19 protein-coding genes are annotated in these 18,177 nt (G+C 30.7%); 7 read left to right on the top strand and 12 right to left on the bottom strand.

What is annotated here, in order from left to right; translation table 11 throughout:
* Positions 1 to 23: 23 nt before the first annotated feature.
* Genes glpD through ACTTBN_RS03830 form a run of 8 tightly spaced genes read right to left on the bottom strand, consistent with a single transcriptional unit; the run spans position 24 to position 7,512 of the window.
* Positions 24 to 1,175 (bottom strand): glycerol-3-phosphate dehydrogenase, encoded by a 1,152-nt coding sequence (gene glpD, locus ACTTBN_RS03865; RefSeq protein WP_440681083.1) that lies wholly within the window; start codon positions 1,173 to 1,175, stop codon positions 24 to 26.
* Between the two features lie 54 nt (positions 1,176 to 1,229).
* The gene (locus ACTTBN_RS03860; protein ID WP_440681082.1) at positions 1,230 to 2,198 is read right to left on the bottom strand and encodes a 2OG-Fe(II) oxygenase family protein; all 969 of its coding nucleotides are present in this window, start codon (positions 2,196 to 2,198) and stop codon (positions 1,230 to 1,232) included.
* Entirely contained in the window at positions 2,195 to 3,151 is a 957-nt protein-coding gene (locus tag ACTTBN_RS03855) for a DMT family transporter (RefSeq protein WP_440681081.1), read from the bottom strand. Before ACTTBN_RS03855 ends, ACTTBN_RS03860 begins: the two co-directional genes overlap by 4 nt.
* Positions 3,148 to 4,098 (bottom strand): DMT family transporter, encoded by a 951-nt coding sequence (locus ACTTBN_RS03850; RefSeq protein WP_440681080.1) that lies wholly within the window; start codon positions 4,096 to 4,098, stop codon positions 3,148 to 3,150. The genes ACTTBN_RS03855 and ACTTBN_RS03850 overlap by 4 nt, the downstream gene beginning before the upstream one ends.
* Positions 4,095 to 5,678 (bottom strand): choline dehydrogenase, encoded by a 1,584-nt coding sequence (locus tag ACTTBN_RS03845; RefSeq protein WP_440681079.1) that lies wholly within the window; start codon positions 5,676 to 5,678, stop codon positions 4,095 to 4,097. Before ACTTBN_RS03845 ends, ACTTBN_RS03850 begins: the two co-directional genes overlap by 4 nt.
* Complete coding sequence (locus tag ACTTBN_RS03840) at positions 5,675 to 6,211, bottom strand: HD domain-containing protein (protein WP_440681078.1); 537 nt, start codon at positions 6,209 to 6,211, stop codon at positions 5,675 to 5,677. The genes ACTTBN_RS03845 and ACTTBN_RS03840 overlap by 4 nt, the downstream gene beginning before the upstream one ends.
* 3 nt (positions 6,212 to 6,214) lie before the next feature.
* Positions 6,215 to 7,042, bottom strand: a complete 828-nt coding sequence (locus ACTTBN_RS03835) for a TauD/TfdA dioxygenase family protein (protein ID WP_440681077.1) — start codon at positions 7,040 to 7,042, stop codon at positions 6,215 to 6,217.
* 2 nt (positions 7,043 to 7,044) lie between these two features.
* On the bottom strand, positions 7,045 to 7,512 hold the full coding sequence (locus ACTTBN_RS03830; protein WP_440681076.1) for a thioesterase family protein: 468 nt from the start codon (positions 7,510 to 7,512) through the stop codon (positions 7,045 to 7,047).
* A 48-nt stretch (positions 7,513 to 7,560) separates the two neighbouring features.
* Here ACTTBN_RS03830 and ACTTBN_RS03825 point away from each other — a divergent pair, with 48 nt between their 5' ends.
* Genes ACTTBN_RS03825 through ACTTBN_RS03815 form a run of 3 tightly spaced genes read left to right on the top strand, consistent with a single transcriptional unit; the run spans position 7,561 to position 9,790 of the window.
* Positions 7,561 to 8,448, top strand: coding sequence for a 3-keto-5-aminohexanoate cleavage protein (locus tag ACTTBN_RS03825; protein WP_440681075.1), 888 nt, complete (start codon positions 7,561 to 7,563; stop codon positions 8,446 to 8,448).
* Positions 8,448 to 9,392 (top strand): 3-hydroxyacyl-CoA dehydrogenase NAD-binding domain-containing protein, encoded by a 945-nt coding sequence (locus ACTTBN_RS03820; RefSeq protein WP_440681074.1) that lies wholly within the window; start codon positions 8,448 to 8,450, stop codon positions 9,390 to 9,392. Before ACTTBN_RS03825 ends, ACTTBN_RS03820 begins: the two co-directional genes overlap by 1 nt.
* A complete protein-coding gene (locus ACTTBN_RS03815; RefSeq protein WP_440681073.1) occupies positions 9,392 to 9,790 on the top strand; it encodes a GFA family protein in 399 nt (132 codons plus the stop codon). Before ACTTBN_RS03820 ends, ACTTBN_RS03815 begins: the two co-directional genes overlap by 1 nt.
* On the opposite strand, the gene ACTTBN_RS03810 is transcribed toward ACTTBN_RS03815, so the two are convergent.
* The 4 genes from ACTTBN_RS03810 to ACTTBN_RS03795 all read right to left on the bottom strand — a co-directional run bounded on the left by ACTTBN_RS03810 (position 9,787) and on the right by ACTTBN_RS03795 (position 13,711).
* Positions 9,787 to 10,575 (bottom strand): SDR family oxidoreductase, encoded by a 789-nt coding sequence (locus ACTTBN_RS03810; RefSeq protein ID WP_440681072.1) that lies wholly within the window; start codon positions 10,573 to 10,575, stop codon positions 9,787 to 9,789. The two genes, ACTTBN_RS03815 and ACTTBN_RS03810, sit on opposite strands and share 4 nt — an antisense overlap.
* A 3-nt stretch (positions 10,576 to 10,578) precedes the next feature.
* Positions 10,579 to 11,604 carry a quaternary amine ABC transporter ATP-binding protein gene (locus tag ACTTBN_RS03805; RefSeq protein ID WP_440681071.1) on the bottom strand — a complete coding sequence of 342 codons (1,026 nt, stop codon included), beginning with the start codon at positions 11,602 to 11,604 and terminating at the stop codon, positions 10,579 to 10,581.
* Entirely contained in the window at positions 11,604 to 12,455 is an 852-nt protein-coding gene (locus tag ACTTBN_RS03800; RefSeq protein WP_428081204.1) for an ABC transporter permease, read from the bottom strand. The genes ACTTBN_RS03805 and ACTTBN_RS03800 overlap by 1 nt, the downstream gene beginning before the upstream one ends.
* A gap of 239 nt (positions 12,456 to 12,694) precedes the next feature.
* Positions 12,695 to 13,711: a glycine betaine ABC transporter substrate-binding protein gene (locus ACTTBN_RS03795; RefSeq protein ID WP_440681070.1), complete on the bottom strand. Its 1,017-nt coding sequence runs from the start codon at positions 13,709 to 13,711 to the stop codon at positions 12,695 to 12,697.
* A gap of 131 nt (positions 13,712 to 13,842) precedes the next feature.
* On the opposite strand from ACTTBN_RS03795, the gene ACTTBN_RS03790 reads away from it, so the two are divergent.
* The 4 genes from ACTTBN_RS03790 (at position 13,843) to ugpE (ending at position 18,175) form a co-directional block, all read left to right on the top strand.
* A complete protein-coding gene (locus ACTTBN_RS03790) occupies positions 13,843 to 14,970 on the top strand; it encodes a TauD/TfdA family dioxygenase (RefSeq protein WP_440681069.1) in 1,128 nt (375 codons plus the stop codon).
* Between the two features lie 113 nt (positions 14,971 to 15,083).
* Complete coding sequence (gene ugpB / locus ACTTBN_RS03785) at positions 15,084 to 16,394, top strand: sn-glycerol-3-phosphate ABC transporter substrate-binding protein UgpB (protein WP_440681068.1); 1,311 nt, start codon at positions 15,084 to 15,086, stop codon at positions 16,392 to 16,394.
* Between the two features lie 45 nt (positions 16,395 to 16,439).
* Complete coding sequence (gene ugpA, locus ACTTBN_RS03780; RefSeq protein WP_440681067.1) at positions 16,440 to 17,321, top strand: sn-glycerol-3-phosphate ABC transporter permease UgpA; 882 nt, start codon at positions 16,440 to 16,442, stop codon at positions 17,319 to 17,321.
* Positions 17,321 to 18,175, top strand: a complete 855-nt coding sequence (gene ugpE / locus ACTTBN_RS03775; RefSeq protein ID WP_440681066.1) for a sn-glycerol-3-phosphate ABC transporter permease UgpE — start codon at positions 17,321 to 17,323, stop codon at positions 18,173 to 18,175. The genes ugpA and ugpE overlap by 1 nt, the downstream gene beginning before the upstream one ends.
* The last annotated feature ends 2 nt before the right edge of the window (positions 18,176 to 18,177 follow it).

Below are 18,177 nucleotides of genomic sequence, written 5' to 3'. Positions count from 1 at the left end.
CACTTTTTAATCCTAGTGAAAATCTAAAAAAGCTTCTTTTTATCTGTCCATGGGCCTTTTTTTGTTTTGGGTAAAAACTTTTTAAGATCTAATAGGACTTTCTCAGATAACTTTCTGTATGTAGTAAGTTTTCCTCCATAAATGTTTAAAAGTGGCAATTTTTTTACAATTTGTAAATCAAAAACATAATCTCTTGTAACTTTTGAGGCCTCTTTAAAATCCTCTATTAGAGGTCTTATTCCCGAATAAGTATCAACTATATCTTTTTTGCTAATTTGTTTATTTAAATAATTATTTACTGAACGAATTAAATATTGAGTTTCTTGTTTTGATATTACACTGTTTTCTGGAGATTTAACTTCCACCTCAGTTGTTCCAATTAATGAAAATTTTTTTTTGTAAGGGATTACAAATATTATTCTTTTATCTGTATTTTGAAATGTAAATGCAACATCTTCTTTATACAGTTTCTTAGTAATAATGTGACTTCCTTTAACTAATCTTATTTTATTCTTAGATTTTATTTTTATATTTTTATGTAAAGTTTCATTTATCCATGGTCCAGAGGCATTGATTAAAACTTTTGATTTTATTTTTTTTCTATTTTGAAGACTAATGACCCATTCATTATTAATAATTTCAGCTTTTTTAACTTTGTTGTATTCTAGTATTTTGGCTTTATTTCTTTTTGCATCTTGAGCATTTAGTTTTGTTAATTTTTTATCATCAATTTGAATATCATAATATTGAAAACCTGTTTTGTATTTTTCTTTAAGAATACTTGGAAATTTTTTATTAAGATCTAATGTTTTTGATTTTGGAATAGTAGTTTTCCCACCCAAATTATCATACAAAAGCAAACCAAATTTAATTAACCAGGCTGGTCTAATTTTATCAGTATGAGGAATAATAAATGGAATTGGTTTTGAGATATGTTTTGCAATTTTGTAAACAATTTCTCTCTCTTTAAGGGACTCTCTTACTAATTTAAATTCGTAATTTTCTAAATAACGAAGACCTCCATGAATCAATTTTGTTGACCAAGAAGAAGTTGCGCCTCCTACTTCTCCTTTGTCTGCCAAACATACAGACAGACCTCTTCCTGCAGCATCTCTTGCTATACCAGCTCCGTTTATACCGCCACCAATTATGAATAAATCAAATACTTTAGACATCAAATTAGATTGTTTATAAAATGTAATTATAAATTTTCAACGACTTAAATTATTTTAACGTTGGTATTCAACAAATTTTTTTAAAGATCGATTTAGAAATTTTTCATAAATCTGTCCTGTGTTTGAATATTTTTTTGAATTAAGGAAAGATTTATTCATTTTGAAATCATAGGAAGGTTCAAAAAAGAAAGGAATGGATAGTCTCTTGCTTTTATTCCATAGTACTCTGTGATTTGTAGCTTTAAATTTACCTTTACTTAAAAACTCTAAAGCTCTACCTGTATTTACGACCAAAGCTTTTTTGTCAAATGGTACATCATGCCATTTTTTTGTTTTTCTATTCTGTACCTGAAGACCACCTTTTTTATCTTGGTATAGAACTGTAAATATTCCACTATCAACATGTGTTTCGCATCCAAGTGCAACTCCATCTTGTTTTGAAATTTCTACTGGTTTCGTTTGATTTGGATAATAATTAAATCTTAAGGTGCTTAGTGTTTTTAGTCTTGAAAAAGCTTTGTTTGAAATATCTGGATTAAGTTTGTTTAATTTAATGACACTTTTAAACAAAGTTTCACTTAAATTATAAATATTTTCGAAATATTTATTCAAGACCTTAATAGAAGTTTTGTTAAAACATGTATTTAGATCTAAATATTCAATATATTGGTTTTTAGTTTTTGATGAATATTTTTTGGTAATTTTCAAGTCCCCAATATCCAATCCTTCTTTGCCATTCACATCATTTGGAAAATAACCTCTATAAAGATTTTTATTTTTTTTGTTCCACTTTTTTGGTGATAATTTTCTTTTTTTACTGTCTGATAATTTGAAAAATTTGTTACCTACTTCACAAATTTTTTTAATTTCTTTCACACTAAGACCATGTCCAGTCACTTGAAAAAAACCTATATTTATACAAGCTTGTTCAATTTCTTTAATTGTTTTAAATGCGTGTCGAGTTTCAAAATTATTTTTGATTAATGAAGAGATGTTAATTGTAGGTATATAATTTTTGGTCATCTTCTAACAGGTGTTTCTGTAGCAATGTATTGCTCCCTAACTCTTTCTCTTAAATAGATATATATTCCTGCTGCTATTATACAGGCAACACCCAAAAATGTTCTTCCAGACGGAATTTCATTAAACAGGAAATACCCAGGTATCATCGACATTATAATCAGAGAATATTCAAATAAAGATACAACTGATGGAGAGGCAACTATGTAAGCAGAAAATATACAAAGAAAAGCAATTGATGCAGCAACACCAAAAAATAATATAAATTTCCATGTATAATCAATGTTAGAAAACCATTCTCTAAAAATAAATTGAGTTGTTGGATCAAAATTAGAATTGTTCAACTGACCATTACCCATAAAGAGATAAATCACTCCACACAATATTAGAGCAATTAAATAGAAATAAAATAGTTGAGTGTTTACATCATCTTTATCAGAGGTATATTTTGTTATTGTCATAGAGGCTGCATAAAAAAATGCACATCCAACTGGAAGTAGACTTTTGTATTCAAAGTCTGAAAAATTTGGATCTAAAACTATAAATACCCCTACAAAACCAAATACAATTGCAGACCATCTTCTAATTCCAATAAATTCCTTTAAAAAAAATTTGGCAAAGATTGATACAAAAAAGGGGCAGGAGAAAAAAAGTGCATTAGCTGTTGCTAATGGCATGTAAGTTAGAGAAATAAAAAACGCAGAAAATGCCAAAAAGTGTAAAACTACTCTTACTAAAGTTAATATTGGATAGTGAGTTTTTAAACTAACCTTTTGCTTTTTAAATTTGATGTAGCAAAAGAGTAAAATCGCAGCAACAAAGTATCTACCAAAAAAAATTTCATATAACGCTGCCTTTTCAAATATAAATTTAATTAATGAGTCCTGCATTGCAAATAAAGTCATTGCAATGATTATTAAAATTATCCCTTTTGAATTATTATCTGTATTAGTCATCGATTTGGAGTATCAGTCACAATCATTTGATCTCTTACTTTTTCTCTAAAGTATATATACACCCCAGATCCTATTATTATTGAAACACCTATCAGTGTTCTTATTGTAGGAATGTCATTAAATAACAAATACCCAGTTATAATTGACCATATTATTAAAGAATATTCATATAGTGAGACAACTGAGGGTGATGCAATACTATAGGCATTAAATACGAAATAAAATGAAAATGCACCAATAAATCCCATAGCTATTATAAAAGGCCAAGTATAAGAAGGATTTGTAAACCATTCTCTAAAAATAAATTGAAAAGTTTCATCATTAAAATTACTGAATTGTCCTTGTCCTGTAAAAATAAAAAACAAAATACTAATTAAAAGTGCTCCAAAATATAAATGTAACATTTGAGTATAAACGTTGTCTTTATCAGATGTAATTTTAGTAATGGTCATAGAAATTGCATAACACAAAGCACATGCAACAGGTGCTAATTTCATGAAATCAAAATTATTAAAGTCTGGATTTAAAACTACATACACTCCAAAAAAACCAGCAAAAATTGCAATCCATCTTCTTATTCCAACTTTTTCCTTTAAAAAGATTATTGCCAATATGGATATAAAAAAAGGACTAGAAAAAAAAAGTGCATTTGCCATTGCAAGAGACATGTAAGTAAGAGAGATATAAAAAAAACTAAATCCAAAAAAGAAACAAATTACTCTTAAAACAGTTAAAACGGGATAATGAGTCTTAAGATTTATTTTTTGTTTAGAGATCATGAGATAAGCTATTAATAAAATACAAGCAACAAGTGTTCTACCAAAATACAATTCATACAAAGCTGCATCTTCATAGATAAATTTAATCAAAGCATCTTGAATAGAAAAAGTTGCCATTCCAAGAAGAATAAAGACAATACCCCTAGGGTTATTTTGAGATTGTGTCATGAGTTAAGAATAAAATCTGATGCTCTTTCAGCAATCATCAAAGTAGGAGCGTTAAGGTTTCCACTTGTAATTTCAGGCATTACAGACGCATCAACTACTCTTAGATTTTCGATACCATGAACTTTCAATTTTTGATCAACTACAGCCATATTATCTACACCCATTTTTAAAGTGCAGGATGGATGATAGGCAGTCTCAGCTTTAGACCTTATATATTCTTCAAACACTTCATTAGTTTGAGCATGTTCTCCAGGTCCAATTTCTTTACCAGCAAAAGGCTTTAATGAATCTTGTCCTAAGATTTTTCGAGCAACATGAATACACTCTATTGTTTGTTTTAAATCGTCTTCATGTTCTAAATAATTGAATTGAATTTTTGGATAATCATAAGGATTTGAACTATTTAAAGTTATATGACCTCTACTTTTTGGATGATTTGGACTTGCATGTAACTGGTAACCATGTCTATCAGGATCAACTAATCCATGATCAATTACAAAAGCTGGAAAAAAGTGAAATTGAATATTTGGATATTCTCTTTCTGGTGATGATTTGCAAAAACCTCCAGCTTCTAAAAAAGAAGTAGAGCAGGGACCACTTCTATTTAGAAACCATTGGATACCAATTCTAATCATATTAAGCTTATTCACATATGAATACAAAGTATCTTTAGTTTTACACTCTTGCTGTACATAAGTTTCTAAATGATCTTGTAAGTTTTTACCTACACCTTCTAAGTTATGAACAACATTAATTCCTTTATCTTTTAAGTGTTGGCTTGGTCCAATTCCTGAAAGCATAAGTAGCTGAGGTGAATTTATTGCACCACCACTCAAAATTACCTCTTTACTCGCATAAATTTTTTCAACTTTATCTTTAATTTTAACTTCAATCCCAATAGCTTTTTTTCCATCAAATATAATTCTCTCAACAAAAGCTTCTGTAAATACCTTAAGGTTTTTTCTTTTTTTTGCAGGATTTAAATAATATTTTGAAACACTAGCTCTTTCACCTTTGTGAATAGTTACATCGTACATTCCAAAACCCTCTTGTTCTTTACCATTCATGTCGTTATTTATTTTGTAACCAGCCTCACCAGCTGAATTGACAAAAGCTTTAAATAAAGGATTTTTATTTTTAGATTGGTTTACTGGTAATATTCCACTACCACCTCGGTATTCATTTTCTCCTTCAGACCATGTTTCAATTTTTTTAAAGTAGGGAAGAACTTTTTCATATGACCAATCATCCAACCCAAAAGATGCCCATCTTTGATAATCATTAGGATTACCACGAACAAATACCATTCCATTATGCGCAGAACATCCACCGATCATTTTTCCTCTTGGACAAAATAATTTTCTATTATGTAAATGAGGTTCTGGTTCTGAATAATATTTGTAATTATATTTTGGATCATGCATCGTATATAATATTGCAAGTGGCATGTTTACTTTCCAAATATCACTTGGTTTTCCAGCTTCAAATATTGCTACATTATTTTGATCATTTTCTGTTAATCGATTTGCAAGTACACAGCCTGCACTCCCTGCACCAATTATTAAATAATCAAAATTCATATAAGCTTGGAACTTAGCAACTTTTCATAGTTATGAATAGATTTCATTTTAATGTCAGTTCTTTTAGCCGCGTCATCAAATTTTCGAAGCAGAATAGAGGGTTTAAAATAACTTTTATTTTCAAATTCTTTACTCTTTTGATCATTTAAAATTCCACCTTGTAATTCAAGACTAATTTTGGAGGCATCTGATAAAAAATTAAAATATTTTTTATCTCTTGCTAAATACTGCTTTGCAAGAACGTGGTACTTTATCGGTTCAACAATTTTATCGCTAAAGAATTTTTTTAAGTAAAGGTATCCAATATTTTCATGCTCACCATCTAAGTTATTTTTTACAAGTTCGTCAGGATCCTCTAGAAGAAAATGACCATAATCATGTAACAAACAAGAGCAAATTAAATCATCATCACACTTTGCTTTTTCTGCAAGCATTGCTGATTGTATCATATGCTCTGACATCGTTACTTTTTCACCTATATATAAAGATTTGTTATTGATGAAATTTGAAATTATTTTATGAATTGTTTGCATCTATTATTTAGGATGATCACCCTCTACAGCGATACGATCCATTATTCTCTCAAAACCAAGACCTCTTCCGGGGAAAAAATCAGTTAAACCTTGATGTTGTGTGCTTCTATTATCCCAAATTGCTACTGCATTTTCTGTCCATTTAAATCTACATGTAAAATCCAATCTTTCTTGATGTTGAAAAATTTTATTTAGAATTTCATCACTTTCTTTTTTATCCATATCTATAATTTTTTTTGTGTACATCGAGTTTACGTACAAAATTTTTTTATTTGTTTCTGGATGAGTTCTTACGATTGGGTGTTCATTGGTATATTCAACTAAATTTCCGTTACCTTCCATTTCTTCATACTTATCAACAAAAGCAGCAGCACCTAAAGACGTGTGGATAGCTTTTTTTCCCTCAATTTTTTTTTTAATATCATCTTCTAAAGTTTCATATGCAATTTCCATATTAGAAAACATTGTATCACCACCAACAGGAGGTATTTTTCTTGATCTTAAAATTATAACTTTAGTTGGTTTTGAACTGTAACTGACATCTGTATGCCAGGTTTCACCCCATTGATGCTTTTCTTCAGGACCTTTTATTATTCTAACAATTTCTGGATAATCTTTTAATCCTTTAACATACACATGCTTTTCTAAAGGACCAAATTTTTTTGCTAAATTAATTTGTTCTTCAGAGCTAATATCTTGGTCTCTAAAAAAAAGAACTTTATGTTCTAGCATCAAATTATTTATTTGTTGCCAATTATCATTTGAAGAATCTTTTAAATTTATTCCTTTAACTTCAGCTCCAAGTGCACCAGATAATAAACTTATTTCCATGTTTATTTTTTTAATTTATTTAAAATTTGTAAATTATCTTTTTTGAACTTTCCTTGATTTTCTTTAATAAAGTTTTCCATTAAATTAATTCTTTCCTCATCAAACTCTGAAACTTTTCTTTTGTTTAAATCAACAAAAAGTGAGAGCATTTCAATTGTAGAAGACAATTTTTTTGTTTTTTTTTCTATCATTTCTAATTTGAAATGAATTCTTTTTTTATCATGATCAAAAAAAGTAAGTAAAATTTCAACTTCATCACCTTCTTTTACTTCACTATCATATGTGGTTCTTGTTTCTACAACCATGGTGCTCATGCCACTAGTTTTTGCAGAATGCTCACCCATGTTAAATTTTTTTAATATTACTTCCCAAGCAACATCAAAAATTAACACATAGTAAGCCATGTTAAGATGGTTGTTATAATCGGTCCATTCAGATTTGATAATTTCATTAGAAACGTGAACTGACATATTTTTATTTCCTATGACTTTATTTGATAGTATAAATCTATCATTAAAATGGACAACAAAGTATTTATTTCTTGTGCAGTAACTGGTTCGGGCGACACCGCTTCTAAACATCCTGATTTACCAAAAACTCCAGAACAAATTGCAAAAGCATCAATAGAGGCTGCTAAAGCTGGAGCAGCAATTGCACACATTCATGTAAGAGAAGAAGATGGAACCCCAAGTAGAAGATTAGAATTATATAAAGAAGTTGTCGATAGAATCCGTTCAAGTGATACAGACGTTATTTTAAATTTAACAACTGGAATGGGCGGAGATCTAGATATTGGTCAGGGAGACAATCCTTTAGAATTTGGACCTATGACAGATATGGCAAATGTCATGGAAAGAATTGCAAATGCTGAACAGTTTTTACCTGAAATTTGTACGTTAGATGCTGGAACTTTAAATTTTGGTGATAGTTCGGTTATTACAGTTAATACACCAAATGATTTAAGAAAAGCTGCAAAAAAATTAAAAGAAATAGGTGTTAAACCAGAAATAGAAGCATTTGATTTAGGAAACATGTGGTTTGGTGCTCAGTTATATAAGGAAGGATTGTTAAGTGATCCACCAATGTTTCAAATGTGTTTAGGAATTCCATGGGGAGCACCTGCAACCACATTAGCCATGCAAGCAATGAAAGACATTATGCCAAAAGAGGGTGTTTGGTCCGGTTTTGCAATTTCAAAAAATGAAATGCCATTTGTTGCTCAAACAGTTTTAATGGGAGGCAATCCAAGAGTTGGATTAGAAGATAATTTATATTTATCAAAAGGAAAACTTGCTACCAACGCTCAACTAGTTGAAAAAGCTATAAGAATTGTAGATGAGATTGGGTATTCACCCATGACACCTGCAGAAACTAGAGAAAAGTTAAAACTTGTTAAACACAAGTAATGTCAAAAATAAATAAAGTAGCAGTAATAGGCACAGGAGTAATTGGAGCAGGATGGATTATTCGTTGCTTAGCACATAACAAAATTGTTTATGCTTTTGATAAAGATATAAAATTAAAAAAAAATTTAATCTTTGAAATAAAAAGAACTTGGCCTTCTGTAAAAAAATTATTTAATAAAAAAAAATTAAATTTAAAAAATTTTCATTTTTTCACTTCTATTGAAGAAACATTAAAGAACGCAGATTTCATCCAAGAATGTGCCACAGAAAACTACTCTTTAAAAACAAAATTAATGAATATTATTGGAAAATATGCAAAACCAAATTCTATAATTTCTTCAAGTTCATCAGGTTTGTTGCCAACAAGAATATATTCAAAATGTAAAAATCCACAAAGAGGTTTGATAGGACATCCTTTTAACCCAGTATATCTTTTGCCTGCAGTAGAAATTGTACCTGGAAAAAAAACTTCAAAAAAAAACTTAAATATTGCTAAAGCTTTTTACAAATCAATTTCAATGAATCCAATTATGGTGAAAAGTGAATTACCTGGATATTTATCAGATCGATTACAGGAAGCATTATGGAGAGAAGGTTTACATATTATTAATGAAGGATATGCAACTACAGAGGAATTAGACAGAGCAATTGAAGATGGGCCTGGTTTGAGATGGTCTTTAATGGGAACATTTTTAACCTTTCATCTTGCGGGAGGTAAGGCAGGCATGAAGCATATGTTAGAACAGTTTGGACCTGCACTAAAACTACCTTGGACAAAATTAAAGGCACCAAAACTTACAAAAAAATTATCATCAAGGCTGATTTCAGGGACAGCAAAACAAGCAAAAGGTAAATCAATTGTAAAGATTTCAAATATTAGAGATCAGTATTTAGTTGATCTTCAAAAGTTAAGAAAAAAATACGAAAAAAAGTTAAGAAATTAATGAAAAAGACTTTAACTGCTAGTTGTTTGTGCAAAGGGGTTAAATTTAAAACAAGCGGTGAGCATAGAAATGTTTCAAATTGTCATTGTATTCAATGTAGAAAGACTCATGGCATATACGGCGCATATTCAAATGTTAAAGATGAGGACATTAGTTTTATAAATAAAAAAACTCTTCGTTGGTTTAAATCATCAAAGAATGCAAAAAGAGGATTTTGCAATAAATGTGGTGCAAGTATTTTTTTTAAATTTAAAAAATCAGATAATATTTCTATTGCAGCAGGTATGTTTAATGGAAAAACAGGTCTTAAGACAATTAGAAATATATTTGTAGGAACTAAATCAGATTTTTATAAAATTAATGACAAGCTTCCTAAATTTAAAAGATTTTCCAATTAATCTATTCTTGTAGCATTACCGTCCACACCAATGACTTGGCCAGATATTCTTAATGCCTCATCAGAAATTAAGAAGCTACACATTTTTCCTATGTCTTCTTCATAAATCCAACAATTCATTGATGCCATAGAGACAAACTCTTTCTCGATTTGTTTTTTTGTAATTTTAAGGAATTTTGATTTATCTCTTATAACTCTGACCATACGGTCTCCCTTAATAGTTCCAGGACAAATTGCATTTACTCTAATTTTAAATTTTCCAAGTTCCATTGCTAGTGTTTTGGTTACTCCAATTACTGCCCACTTACTAGCAGCATAAGGAGATCTTAGTGGAAATCCCATAATACCTGCCCCTGATGATAAATTAATTATTGATCCACCTTTATTTTTTTTAAGCATTGGTATTGCTAGTTTAGTAAAATAAAAATGACTTATAACATTTACTTTTAAAGTATTTTCCCAATCTTTTGATTTTAATTTTTCAACAGTTCCAGTTGGACCAGCAATGCCAACATTATTAATTAAGCAATCAATTGTTTTAGTTTTTTTATTTATTTGAGTAAATAATTCTTTAACTTTTTTTTCATCTGAAGCATCACACTCATAAACAAAAAGTTTTTTTTTATTAAGTTTATGTTTTTTTGCTTTCAATAAATGTTTTTTATTAATATCACATATAAATACTATAGCACCTTTATCAAGACATACTTTTGCTGTAGCCCACCCAATACCAGATGCTCCTGCAGAAATAATTATTTTTTTATTCTTTAATGATTGATTAACCATTAATTATGATTTTGTTAAAGACGACTGCAATTCCTTGTTAGATATATAACCTTTAACATTTCCACTTTTGTCAACCACCTCACAGTTTGAATTTGAACAAACTATTTGTGGCAGGAATTCTTCAATAAACTGATCTTCATTTACTTTTATTAAGCTAGATTTATCTATATCATTAGCATTGTTAATATCTTTCATAACGACTTTAGCTTTAATAACTTTTGCTCTATTAACATCTTTTACAAATGCTTTAACATAGTCATCAGCTGGGTTCATTATGATATCTACTGGAGTTCCTACTTGCACTAATTTTCCAGCATTTAGTATACCAATGTGATCACCAAGTCTAAGAGACTCATCCAAGTCGTGTGTAATAAATACAATAGTTTTTTTTAATTCTGATTGAAGATCAAGTAACTGTTTTTGCATGTCACTTCTAATCAAGGGATCTAACGCACTGAAAGCTTCGTCCATAAGCATAATATCACTGTCTGTAGCAAGAGCTCTTGCTAAGCCAACACGTTGCTGCATACCTCCAGATAACTGATTTGGAAATTGATTTTCAAATCCACTTAATCCAACAGCTTCAATTTTTTCCATCGCAACTCTGTCTCTTTCATCTTCAGGTTTTCCTTGCATTTCCAAACCATAACCAACGTTTTGCAAAACTGTTTTATGAGGGAATAATCCAAATCTTTGAAACACCATGCTCATTTTATGTCTTCTAAATTCAATTAGTTGATCTTTATTGAAAGACATGACATTTGTACCCTCAACTAATATCTCCCCATCCGTTGGATCGATTAATCTATTTAGGTGTCTAATTAATGTTGATTTTCCAGAACCAGAAAGACCCATACATACAAATGTTTCTCCCTCTTCAATGTTCAATGAAACATTATCAAGACCAACAGTATGACCAGTTTTTTCTAAAACTTCTTCTTTGTTTGCGCCTTCTTTAACCATTGGCATTACAGATTGAGGATTGTTTCCAAAAATTTTGTAAACATTTTTTATTTCTATTTTAGACATTATTTACCTTTCTTTTTTTCTGGAGCACGTCTCTCTTGTAATGTTTCTCCGTAAGATTGTGTTATTCTATCAAGAACAATTGCTAAAAGCACTATCGCAATTCCTGCCTCTGCAGCTCTACCAACGTTTAACTGCTGTAAACCCAGAAGTACTTCGTCACCTAAACCTCTTGTTCCTATCATCGATGCAATAACAACCATTGATAAGGCCATCATTGTACATTGGTTTATTCCTTGCATAATATTTGGTAAAGCAAGAGGCATTTGAACACCCCATAATTTTTGTTTTTTACTTGCTCCAAAAGCATCTGCTGCTTCTATTACTTCTTTATCGACCAGCCTTATACCTAGATCAGTAAGTCTTACTAAAGGAGGCACAGCATAAATAAAAGTAGCAATAATTGCTGGAACTGCTCCTAAACCAAACAACATTATTCCAGGAATTAAATATACAAATGCAGGTATAGTCTGCATCAAGTCAAGAATAGGAAGAATTTTATTTCTTATTCTCTCAGCTCTAGACATAAGTATTCCTATAGGCATACCAAAAACTAAACATAAAAAGATGCTAATCAGCATAATAGCTGTTGTCTCAATTGCTTTTTGCCAAAAAATTGGATGTAAAAATCCAATAAAGAAAGTACAGAAACCAACAAAAACAGTTGTCTTTATTTTTCTACCACTTGCAAAATATGCAATTGCAGTAACTCCCAAAACTACAGTAGGCCATGGAGCTAAAATTAAAAAATTTTTAAGCGCAACCAACATAGCTAATAAAAAGTTATTAATAGCTTCAAATATAAAACCATATGTTTCATTTAGTTTTTTAAAACCAATATTTATCCACTTCATTAAAGGAAGGTCTAACCACTTTGGCCATTTTTGAAGCCATGAAAAATCATTTAGCAATTCACCTATGTTGTCTGGTTTTCTTTTGGATGAGCTATAACTAATAATTAATAGCCATACAAAAAATAACAGTAGACCAATATTGAAAAATAAATTTTTATTTTTTTTTATTTCCATAAGATGAATTTGTTCAAATTATTGAAAGAGCCCTCAAAAAGGGCTCTTTCAAATTTAATTAAAGACTACAACGCAGCAGTAACTTTAGAAGCTACATCAGCTGGAACCCAGCTTTTCCACATTGTTTCAGTTTTTAAAAACTCCTTAGCAGTTAATTCCATGTCACCATCTGACTCATCTTCGTAGAAAGCTAACATTTTGTTAACTGTAGCTGTTGGAATTGTATATTTCTCTAAAAATGCAGTTTCAGCTGGATGAGCTTTTGCCCAATCAGTTAAAACAGATTTAGTTAAAGCCATATCTCTATATTCACAAGCACAGCTAGGTTTATAAACATCTGGACCATTTGCTTTGATATCTTCAACAACTGCAGACATTCTGTTCCAACAATCTGAATCAAAAGCAGGTTCACTTAATCTAACAAGATCAACTTTTCCCATTAAACCAGTTGGTGCCCAGTAGTAAGTGAAAATAGGTTTTTTCTTTGCAAAAGCACCTGCGATAGCAGCGTCTAAAGCTCCTCCAGAACCTGGGTCAAAGTTAGTGTAGAATTCATCTAAACCATATTCTTTTTGTTTAACCATGTTAACCGTGTAACAAGTCCAACCAGAAATACAGCTAGTCATTCTTCCTTTAGATGGATCTTCTGGATCTTTAAATAGCGCAGCTATTTTTGGATCTTTCATATCTTCTACAGATTTTAAATTGTATTTATCAGCTGTTGCCTTATCAACGTAAAAAGCTTGTTGCGAGTCTGGTGTGTTCACTCCAATATTTTTAATAGTACCAGCTTTTTCGTGTGGCTCGTAGTTAGCTATGATATTGTCATACCAAACTTCAGTAATGACATCTAACTGCTTGTCATAATGTGCAGCCATAATTGGTGTAGTACTTCCTTTCGTTACTGAAACTTCGCAGTCATATCCTTTTTCTAGAATAAACTGTGTAATCGCAGTATGAATATTTGCACTACTCCAGTCAAAGTCCCCCAATCTTGCTTTACAATCACCAGCATTTGCAGTTGTAGAAATTAAAGATGATAAAAAGAAAATTGAGATAGTTAATTTTTTAAAAAACTTCATTTAATTATCTCCTTAAGGTTAAGTTTTAATTAAGAGATTTAATAATGAATGAGGATAAAAAACAAGCTTTGAATTAATAATACAACTATAAATTGAGTTGATTTGAATACTCTTTTAGATAATTATTAAGTATGAACTCTATTTCTAAATTAGAAAAAAATTCAACATATTTAAAAGTCATTTGGAATGATGGTGAAGAGAGTAAATTTAATTATTTATGGTTAAGAGACAATTGCCCGACTGCTCATGATAAAGATTCGAGACATCGAATGTTTAATATCTTGAAAGTTTCCAAAGACATTAATCCAAAAAATTATTCTGTAAAAGAAGATGGTAAACTTGAAATAGAGTGGAGTGAAGGAGATCATACAAGTTATTATGATCCTAATTGGCTTAGAGAAAATTGTTATACCATAAAAAATAAACAAAAATATGTTTCTCCTTATAAGTTATGGGATAGTTCATTACAAAAAAATTTAAAATCAATTCAAATCGATCACGATGAAATTATAAATTCAGACGAAGGTTTGGTTAAGTGGCTAGAACTTTTGCACTACACAGGTATAGCTATAGTCAAAAATGCACCAATAGAAAAAAATTCTGCATTAAAAGTTTTAAATCGTATTAGTCATACTCGAGAGACTTTTTTTAATACTCCTTTCGAAGTAATTAATATTCCAAAACCTAATAATTCAGCATATACCGCGCATGCTTTGAGAAATCATATGGATTTACCATGGTTTGAAAATCCTCCTGGATATCAATTTTTACACTGCTTAATAAATTCAGCGAGAGGAGGCGACTCATCAGCGGTAGATGCATTTGCTGTAGCAGATTATTTAAGAAATAATGAAAAAGATACTTTTGATATATTAGTAAATACTCCATTAAAATTCAGAGACAAAGATTATACTCAAGAAGCTATAAGAAGTGTTTATGGTACAGCAATATCACTCACTAAAGACGGAGATTATAATGATATTCGATATAGTATTGCAACACTAGATGCCCTTGATTGTCATCCAGATATAATGGACTCAGTTTATAAAGCTCATCATCGATTTGGAAATTTGTTACATGATTCTAAATTTCAAATAAATTTTAGATTAGAGCCGGGTGATATATTTTCATTTAATAATAGAAGATTGCTTCATGGAAGAACAGAGTTTGATCCAAATTCAGGACACAGGCATTTACAAGGTTACTATATGGATAGGGATGAAATAGTTGGTCGATTAAGATATTTAAAAAATAATTAAACCTGAAGTAGAAATTAATATCTTATTTGTCTCAATTTGAATAACTTCAAATTAAATTTGGAATTTTTTTAAATTTTTTTGTAATCTTCACAAAAATTAACAAGAGGGAAAAAATGAATATCAAAAAACTATTTATTCAATTTAGTATTTTCCTAATGCTTTCTACTACTTCTGTGTTTGCAAAAACACAAATTGAGTGGTGGCATGCATTTGGAGGAAGACTAGGAGAACTTTTAGACGAACAGGTTCAAAAATTTAATGCTAGTCAGAATAACTATGAAGTTGTTCATACTAGAAAAGGAAATTACTCTGAAACACTAAACGCTGGTATTGCAGCTTTTAGAGCAAAACAACAACCTCATTTACTTATGGTTTTTGAAGTTGGAACAGCAACCATGATGGCTGCAAAAGGTGCGATTAAACCAGTTTACGAAGTAATGGCTGAGTCTGGTTTAGGTTTTAATCCTGATGCATACATTCCACCTGTTAAAGGATACTACACCACAACAGATGGTAAAATGCTTTCATTACCATACAACTCTTCAACTCCAGTTTTATGGGTTAATAGAGATTTGATGAAAAAAGCAGGATTAGATCCAAACATGAGTCTTGCTACTTGGTCAGATGTTGGTATGGCATTAGATAAAGCGAAATCTGCAGGAACTTCTTGTGGTCTTACTACTGCTTGGCAAAGTTGGATTCATTTAGAAAACTTTTCTGCTTACCACAATGTTCCTTTTGCAAGTAAAGCAAATGGATTTGCAGGTTTAGACACTTCTCTATCATTTAATAGTGCATTACACGTTAAGCACTTAGAAATGATGGGTAACTGGGCCAAAGATGGCAAATTCTTTTATGCTGGAAGAAGAAACGAAGGTGGAGCAAACTTTAGAGCGGGTGAGTGTATGTTCTTTACAGAAAGTTCTGCTGGATATGCTGGCATAAAAAAAGAAGCTAAGTTTGATTTTGAAATTAGACCTTTACCTTATCACGCAGGAACAAAAGCTCCTCAGAATACTATCATTGGAGGATCTTCATTATGGGTAATGTCTGGTCACTCTGCAGACGAGTATAAAGGTGTAGCAGCTTTTATTAATTTCCTATCAGGAACTGATATTCAAGCTAAATGGCACCAAGATACTGGTTATTTGCCAATCACAATTGCAGCAAGTGAAAAGACAGCTGCAGATGGTTTTTACAATGCAAATCCTGGTACGGATATTGCTGGAAAACAAATGATGGCAAAAGCACCAACTGATAACTCAAAAGGTTTAAGACTTGGTTCTTTTGATCAAATCAGAGGTATTATCGATGAAGAGTTAGAAGCAATTTGGACTGGTAGCAAATCAGCTCAAGTGGCTATGGATAGTGCTGTTAAAAGAGGAGATGCTCTTTTAAGAAGATTTGAAAAAGCTAATAAGTAATTAGTTTATTCTATCTGGGGGTTATCCAACCCCCAGATTTTTCATATGGAAAAAAAAGTTTTTTTTAGAGGATGGTTGTTACCTTTATTATTAATTTCACCACAATTAATAATTTCTATAATATTTTTTTTCTATCCTGCGGGGCAGGCTATTTCAAATTCATTATATCTACCTGATCCATTTGGATTAAGTTCAGAATTTGTTGGAATAGAAAATTTTTTATTTTTATTTGGTGACAGTTATTATTTATCCAGTTTTGTAACTACAATTTTCTTTTCCACAAGTGTCTCTGTTCTATCAATGGGACTAGGTTTGTACTTTGCTTTACTGGCTGATCGAATTTTTAGAGGAGCAGGAATTTACAAAACACTTTTAATTTGGCCATACGCAGTAGCTCCTGCTGTTGCAGGTGTGTTGTGGATGTTTTTATTTTCAAGTAGAGTTGGTGTTGTCTCTTGGTATTTAGGTTTATTGGGTTACGATTGGAACCATGCTTTAAATAGCGAAGAGGCAATGGGATTAGTTGTATTAGCTTCGACATGGGGAAGAATAAGCTATAATTTTCTGTTCTTTCTTGCAGGATTACAGGCAATTCCAAAATCAATCATAGAAGCAGCAGCAATTGATGGAGCCAGTTTTTGGAAAAGATTTAGAACAATAGTGTTTCCTTTGTTATCACCAATTACGTTTTTTTTATTAGTTGTTAACATCGTTTATGCCTTTTTTGAAACATTTGGTGTAATTCACACAATTACATCTGGGGGACCTGAACAATCAACTACAACTTTAGTTTATAAAGTTTATTCAGATGGTTTTGTTGGTCAAGATTTAGGATCTAGTGCAGCACAATCTGTTATCTTATTAGTAGTTGTTGGTTTGTTAACTGTTATTCAGTTTAAATACATAGAAAGAAAAGTTCATTACTGATGATTGAAAGAAATAAAAAAGGATATTTTATGTCTCATCTAGGTTTGATTATAGGAATTGCTTTTATTTTCTTTCCAGTTTGGCTAACTTTTGTTGCTTCGACAGTTACTCAACAGGATATCATTCAGCCACCACTTCCACTTTTACCTGGGTCTCACTTTATTGAAAATTATACCTATGCTTTAACTGAGAAATCAGCAGAAGGATATGAAAAAAATATTCCAGTTTTAAGAATGTTGTTTAATTCAGCGGTAATGGCGCTTGGAATTACTATAGGAAAAATTACAATTTCTTTACTCTCAGCATTTGCAATAGTTTATTTTAGATTTCCTGGGAGAAAATTTTTCTTTTGGTTAATTTTTTTAACATTGATGCTACCTGTAGAAGTAAGGATCGTGCCTACGTATGAGATTGCAGCGAAATTGAATCTATTAAATAGTTATGCAGGATTAATATTTCCATTAATAGCATCAGCTACAGCGACTTTTTTATTTAGACAATTTTTCATGACCATACCAAACGAGATGGTTGAAGCTGCTAGAATGGATGGAGCGAAACCTATGAAATTTTTCATGGATATCTTAGTACCTATAAGTAGAACAAATATTGCAGCTTTATTTGTTATTTTATTTATATATGGATGGAACCAGTATTTATGGCCTCTATTGATGACAACTGATCCAAATATGAATACGATTGTGATGGGTATTAATCAAATGATACCAGGTGGTGACGACTTTGGCCATTGGCCAACAATCATGGCAACCTCAATTCTGGCAATGGTACCTCCAGTTTTAATAGTTATAACTATGCAAAGATTCTTTGTTAAAGGTTTATTAGAAAGTGAAAAATAAAA

The organism is Candidatus Pelagibacter sp. HIMB1623, assembly GCF_052047695.1.
Taxonomy (GTDB): domain Bacteria; phylum Pseudomonadota; class Alphaproteobacteria; order Pelagibacterales; family Pelagibacteraceae; genus Pelagibacter.
This window is presented reverse-complemented; position numbering and strand designations above follow the sequence as displayed.

Bases quoted from the DNA above. Each gene is read 5' to 3' on its own strand.
- ACTTBN_RS03805 (WP_440681071.1), bottom strand. From the start codon at position 11,604: ATGTCTAAAATAGAAATAAAAAATGTTTACAAAATTTTTGGAAACAAT.
- ACTTBN_RS03845 (WP_440681079.1), bottom strand. From the start codon at position 5,678: ATGAATTTTGATTATTTAATAATTGGTGCAGGGAGTGCAGGCTGTGTA.
- ACTTBN_RS03810 (WP_440681072.1), bottom strand. From the start codon at position 10,575: ATGGTTAATCAATCATTAAAGAATAAAAAAATAATTATTTCTGCAGGA.
- ACTTBN_RS03860 (WP_440681082.1), bottom strand. From the start codon at position 2,198: ATGACCAAAAATTATATACCTACAATTAACATCTCTTCATTAATCAAA.
- ACTTBN_RS03840 (WP_440681078.1), bottom strand. From the start codon at position 6,211: ATGCAAACAATTCATAAAATAATTTCAAATTTCATCAATAACAAATCT.
- ugpA (WP_440681067.1), top strand. From the start codon at position 16,440: ATGGAAAAAAAAGTTTTTTTTAGAGGATGGTTGTTACCTTTATTATTA.
- ACTTBN_RS03830 (WP_440681076.1), bottom strand. From the start codon at position 7,512: ATGTCAGTTCACGTTTCTAATGAAATTATCAAATCTGAATGGACCGAT.
- ACTTBN_RS03820 (WP_440681074.1), top strand. From the start codon at position 8,448: ATGTCAAAAATAAATAAAGTAGCAGTAATAGGCACAGGAGTAATTGGA.
- ACTTBN_RS03815 (WP_440681073.1), top strand. From the start codon at position 9,392: ATGAAAAAGACTTTAACTGCTAGTTGTTTGTGCAAAGGGGTTAAATTT.
- ACTTBN_RS03800 (WP_428081204.1), bottom strand. From the start codon at position 12,455: ATGAAGTGGATAAATATTGGTTTTAAAAAACTAAATGAAACATATGGT.
- ugpE (WP_440681066.1), top strand. From the start codon at position 17,321: ATGATTGAAAGAAATAAAAAAGGATATTTTATGTCTCATCTAGGTTTG.
- ACTTBN_RS03825 (WP_440681075.1), top strand. From the start codon at position 7,561: ATGGACAACAAAGTATTTATTTCTTGTGCAGTAACTGGTTCGGGCGAC.
- ACTTBN_RS03850 (WP_440681080.1), bottom strand. From the start codon at position 4,098: ATGACACAATCTCAAAATAACCCTAGGGGTATTGTCTTTATTCTTCTT.
- ACTTBN_RS03855 (WP_440681081.1), bottom strand. From the start codon at position 3,151: ATGACTAATACAGATAATAATTCAAAAGGGATAATTTTAATAATCATT.
- glpD (WP_440681083.1), bottom strand. From the start codon at position 1,175: ATGTCTAAAGTATTTGATTTATTCATAATTGGTGGCGGTATAAACGGA.
- ACTTBN_RS03835 (WP_440681077.1), bottom strand. From the start codon at position 7,042: ATGGAAATAAGTTTATTATCTGGTGCACTTGGAGCTGAAGTTAAAGGA.
- ACTTBN_RS03795 (WP_440681070.1), bottom strand. From the start codon at position 13,711: ATGAAGTTTTTTAAAAAATTAACTATCTCAATTTTCTTTTTATCATCT.
- ugpB (WP_440681068.1), top strand. From the start codon at position 15,084: ATGAATATCAAAAAACTATTTATTCAATTTAGTATTTTCCTAATGCTT.
- ACTTBN_RS03790 (WP_440681069.1), top strand. From the start codon at position 13,843: ATGAACTCTATTTCTAAATTAGAAAAAAATTCAACATATTTAAAAGTC.